At 64.7% G+C, this 4665-nt stretch carries 4 protein-coding genes, 1 tRNA gene and 1 pseudogene; 4 read left to right on the top strand and 2 right to left on the bottom strand.

What is annotated here, in order from left to right; all coding sequences use genetic code 11:
- Nucleotides 1–831: DUF3662 domain-containing protein (locus tag RHBS_RS24655; RefSeq protein ID WP_128646717.1), on the bottom strand; the 831-nt coding region annotated here is incomplete at its 3' end.
- Between the two features lie 207 nt (nt 832–1038).
- Between RHBS_RS24655 and RHBS_RS24650 the strand changes: the two genes are divergently transcribed.
- Nucleotides 1039–1124, top strand: a tRNA-Leu gene (locus RHBS_RS24650).
- Between the two features lie 318 nt (nt 1125–1442).
- Nucleotides 1443–2525 (top strand): hypothetical protein, encoded by a 1083-nt coding sequence (locus RHBS_RS24645; RefSeq protein WP_128646715.1) that lies wholly within the window; start codon nt 1443–1445, stop codon nt 2523–2525.
- A 526-nt stretch (nt 2526–3051) separates the two neighbouring features.
- Here the strand turns inward: RHBS_RS24645 and RHBS_RS24640 are convergent.
- Nucleotides 3052–3534 (bottom strand): hypothetical protein, encoded by a 483-nt coding sequence (locus tag RHBS_RS24640; RefSeq protein ID WP_006368644.1) that lies wholly within the window; start codon nt 3532–3534, stop codon nt 3052–3054.
- Between the two features lie 85 nt (nt 3535–3619).
- On the opposite strand from RHBS_RS24640, the gene RHBS_RS24635 reads away from it, so the two are divergent.
- Together RHBS_RS24635 and RHBS_RS24630 are read left to right on the top strand one after the other, a co-directional pair.
- Nucleotides 3620–4078 carry a hypothetical protein gene (locus RHBS_RS24635; RefSeq protein ID WP_006368645.1) on the top strand — a complete coding sequence of 153 codons (459 nt, stop codon included), beginning with the start codon at nt 3620–3622 and terminating at the stop codon, nt 4076–4078.
- 118 nt (nt 4079–4196) lie between these two features.
- Nucleotides 4197–4665: pseudogene (locus tag RHBS_RS24630) on the top strand (helix-turn-helix domain-containing protein); the annotation flags it as partial.

The raw sequence follows: 4665 nt of genomic DNA, 5'->3' as shown, positions 1-4665 counted from the left end.
GTCGTAGCCCTGGTCCTGGCCGCCGGGCGCGCCGTAGGCGTGGGGGTCGTAGCCCTGGTCCTGGCCGGCTGCGCTGTAGGCCTGACCCTGCTCGGGGTACGGCTGCTCGTCGTAACCGCCGTTGTACGCCTGCTGGTCGTAGCGCGGGTCGTGATCGGCCGGTGCGTAGGCCTGAGCGTCGTACCCGTTCTGCTCACGTGCGTTCTGCTCACGTGCGGGGTAGCGCGGATCCTGGCCACCGGCGTAACCGTTGCGCGCGCGCGGATCGGGACGATGACCGTCCGCGGGGTCGCGCTGCGGGTCGTAGCCTGGGTTCTGCGTCATGTGGCCGGCTCCTGGTATCGACATCGGTGGGGCAGACGGTCGCTGCGTAGCTGAAGGGACGGGACTCGGTGCTGCTTGTGCCGACGCGCCCTGCTGTGCGGACTCGTTCCGCGCAGCAGTCGCCGATCGTCCCACATCGGGATCGACCGAGCCACTGGCACGGAACTGCCCGGTGTGAAGGGTGGGTGACGGCTCGAAGCGAACCACCACGTCGCCGTAGGTCTGCCAGCCTTGATCGCGGATGTAATCGTCGAGGTGGCGCGAGAACGCCTTGACCGTGAGTGCTCGGTCACCGGCGAGCTCGTCGTGGTCCGAGCTGTTGATGGTGATGACGTAGCTGTTGGGTGCCAGGAGGTGCCCGCCCTCGAGGGGCCGAACCAGATCCGACGCTTCTTGCTGAAGCGCTGCCTCGACCTCCGCCGGTACGACGCCTCCGCCGAACACGCGGGCGAAGACGTCGCCGACAGCGCCTTGGAGCTTGCGCTCGAAACGTTGAACGATGCCCATCGTGACCCCTCCTCTCACTGTGTTCTTCCACCGTGTGGTGCCTGCTGGTGTGCAGGCCGCGACGGCCGCGTGTCATCACGAAGTCGCGCTGCAAGCATGATATACGGTGCCGCCGACGGGGACTGCCCGCCGCCGTCGGCTGCCGGCAGCTCGAAGTGGCGATTTTCGAGCGCGGCATGGTGCGTGTTAGTGTTCTCGCCGTCACCCGGGCGGGTGGCGGAATGGCAGACGCGCTGGCTTCAGGTGCCAGTGTCCTTCGGGACGTGGGGGTTCAAGTCCCCCTCCGCCCACCACGAGCAGTTCTATGAACTGCTGGACCCGAGGTCGCGAACTCAAATGAGTCCGTGACCTCGGGTTTTTTGGTCACCAGAGCCGTTCGATTGGCGAATGCCGATGACGGCGGCCGTGCTCCCCCGGATCTCGTTGAGGCGATAGAAGCACGGGTGTCGCGCGCGCCTGGCGCCGCGACGTAGTCCGGTTTCGGCGGCATAGCTGAGGTGCGTAGTTGGTGGCGCATCACACGTCGCTGCTGGTATAGGTGAAGTCGATCGACGAGGTTGATCCCGTACATCCCGAGGCGAGACGGCCAAGTCAACGATCTGGGGGTCACCGTGGGGATCGCGCAAGCACTCGAGTTCGACGATTGTGCCGAACTTCCGGAGTTCGGACCACCGTTCATGGCACACATCTCCGCCGGCGCCCTTGACGTCGTTGCACCTTTGACGGCGACGGACAACGTTGGTGCCGTGGTCGCCAGCCGAAGTGCGGCCACTGCTCGCCGCGCGCTGAAGCGCCTTCGCAAGGAGAATCAACGCGCTGCAATCCTCCTCGATGCAGCCCAATACACCGGGAACTCACGGCGAGTCGGCGCGACCGGGATGTCCGAGCAGTGGGTGAACGATCAATTCGCAGCAGGCCTGACGTGGGCGATGACGGACTCCGGCTACATTCCGAAGGGCGACGGCGAGTCGCTCAAGTCCGTCCTCGGATGGGGGACGCACTCCGATCGACTGTTGGTGTGTCTGCCGTTGGCCACGGACTGGCTTACTGCCAACCTCGACACGCTGATCGAGGTGATCACCGCCACTGGACGCCCAGTTGCCCTCGTTCTCGAATCCGAATCGGACCCACTGCGTCACAAGGAGACCGTCGCCGGACTTATCGAAGTACTCAGGTGCGACGTTCCGACCTTGCTGCTGCGCTCGGACACATCCGTACTGGGAGCGCTCGCGCATGGTGCGGCAGCGGTTTCGGTTGGTGTTCGATCAGGATTGAGGCATCTGTATCCGGCGACCGATGGTGACGACGAAGTTTTCACACCTCCGCCGTCGGTGTACGTACCCAGGCTGCAGTCGTACTACATGCTCGACAAGGTCGAAGGTGGCATCACCACCAATCCGCAATCGCCTGTCTGGAGGTGCTCATGCAGCGTGTGCCATGGGCGCTCTCTGGCGTGGCTCTTCGACCAGAGCGACGTCGCCAGCGCGGCCATGGAACACTCGCTGGCAGCACAAGCACAGATCGCCAGGCAGCTGCTTGAGCACCCCGCGCCGGCCAGGCCAGGAGAATGGCGAGACCGATGCGAGCAGGCCATCAAGAACCACTCACAATTGCTGACTGCTCGGTCGCAGCCATGGAAGCCCCACAAGGCCGTCAAGGCCTGGCTCGCCGCAACGCCACGCGTCAGCGTCTAGATGCCCACACCAACGTCGAGTGCCCACGCAAAGAGCTGTTCCTCCTTGTGCCTAGTCGACGTCATCCGGCACGCAGTCGCCGCCGGACCCGGACGGCCTTCTACGAGCACCGCCGAGTCCCGCTCGCGAACGACCCACGTATCAGCGACATCGAACTCAGCCAGGGTGATCGACCGTGGTGACTCAGCTTGAGTAACCCACATTCCGGCACCGAACCCAGACACCCTGCCTAACGCCTCGAGGGCGTACTGAGGCTGGGCCGCCGTTGAGACGAAACCAACGATTGTCAGCGGACTGCGAGGCGGGCAATCACCCAACTCGTGGATCCAGGATTCCCAGACCGCCAACGTCGACCGATCATGCTCGGGCGGTTGATTGTTCGATATCCGCTCCGCCCACACAGCCTGATCTATCGCGACAACCGGAAAGAGAGACACGCCCAGCACGCTCGTGCGTGGAAGCACAACTCCTGACCAGCCGGAAGCTTCGACCGCTCGGGTCACCGATCCCATCGTGTCCGCCGACGCTACCCGGCCGCGCACGCCACCCCCTCAGAAGAGAACGACACACCAGCATCCAGGTCAGGTGAGCCTTCGGCAGCCCCGCGGCCGAGATCCTGCAATTTGAGGGTTGCCAAGGCATCGACCCCGGGAATGGACCAGTCCCCAGGATCGACGGCGACGTACATCGCCTCGACCCACGTTGCGCCGAGTGCTCGGGCGATCGAGGCCTGCGCCGCGATACCCATCGGACCAGCACAGTGTCCGGCAACGAGCAGGACACGCTGACCGTCCAATCGCTCCGACTCGTCTACGACAAGCACGTTCCCGTCGGCGATGGACGCGGCTGCAACTAGGCGTTCAGATGTGCGGTCAACTGCTGACACCGCGAGCCCGGCCTTGACGGCGTGAGCTGCGATGAACTCACCAGCGCGGCGAAGATCCTCGCCGCGCAAACGCGCGTTCTGTGTTTGCGCTTCGAGAACATCCGAAAGCAAGGAGACCGTCATATAAGCAAGTTTACTCTCCTAATCCCATGAATGTAACTCAGATCGGGGCCTTGATAAGCAAAATTGCGTAACGCATGCTTGCTTGATGGAGGAGGAGGCCGTCTCGCTTGCGCTCGCCGCCGAGAGGCTCGGCGTGACGCGGCAGCGGGCGCAACAACTGCTCCGTGATGGCGTATTGACCGGCCCGGCGCAACCACAGGGGCAGCGAGCTGTACGCAACGCTCCGCGGGTGTTCGTTCACTCACTGGAGGCCGAGGTCGAACGCCGAGCACAGCGACCACGAAAGCGGCAGTCCAGGTCCTCGACGCGCCCTCCTGTCGATGCGCATCTGATTGACGACATCAACCGACTCGCACTTGCCTACGCGAGCGCCCGCGACGACCACACTGCGATGCGTGAGATCGTCAAGCGACTGACGAGCCAACTCGCCGACGCGTACGCGGCCCTGGCTGCTCAGCAAGAGCTGCTAGATCACTCCGCGTATCGGGAAGAGCAAATCGCCAGCATCATCACCAACCACTTCGGGCCGGAGCCCGGGATCTAGTCGTCGGACTAGGTGTACTGGCCAGGGAGGTTGTGAACGGCGTGGCGTTCGGTAGGTAGGTGAGGACCTCGGGTATCGGTGTGGCTACCACACACACGCCGATCACCACGAGGTCCTCATGTCTCACGGTAATGCTTTCCTGACCGATCGGGGCCGGCTGGCCCTGGCCCGCTGTGTCGTCGACGACGGGTGGCCGCTGCACCGGGCCGCCGAACGGTTCAACTGTTCGCCGGTGACCGCGAAGCGGTGGGCCGATCGCTACCGCGTGCAGGGCGCGGCGGGGATGGCCGACAGGTCCAGTCGTCCGCACCGTTGTCCGGGGCAGACGAGCCGGCGGCGTGAACGCCGGATCATCGCCCTGCGATTTCAGCGGCGGTGGGGCCCGGCCGCGGATCGCTTACCACCTGCGTCTGCCGCGTTCGACCGTCGCGGCGGTGCTGCGCCGCTACCGGATGCCGCTGCTTCGGCACCTCGATCAAGCCACCGGACTACTCGTTCGGGCGCCCCGGCCGATTCGCTACGAGCACAGCGCCCCAGGTGATCTCGTTCACCTTGATATCAAGAAGCTCGGGAGGATCCCGGACGGC

The organism is Rhodococcus sp. BS-15, from assembly GCF_000813105.1.
GTDB lineage: Bacteria > Actinomycetota > Actinomycetes > Mycobacteriales > Mycobacteriaceae > Rhodococcoides.
Note: the sequence above shows the minus strand (reverse complement) of the source record. Positions and strands in the feature narration are given on the sequence as shown.

What these genes read in the sequence shown, in the direction of transcription:
- RHBS_RS24635 (WP_006368645.1), top strand. Translation starts at nt 3,620, where the DNA reads ATGGAGGAGGAGGCCGTCTCGCTTGCGCTCGCCGCCGAGAGGCTCGGC.
- RHBS_RS24640 (WP_006368644.1), bottom strand. Translation starts at nt 3,534, where the DNA reads ATGACGGTCTCCTTGCTTTCGGATGTTCTCGAAGCGCAAACACAGAAC.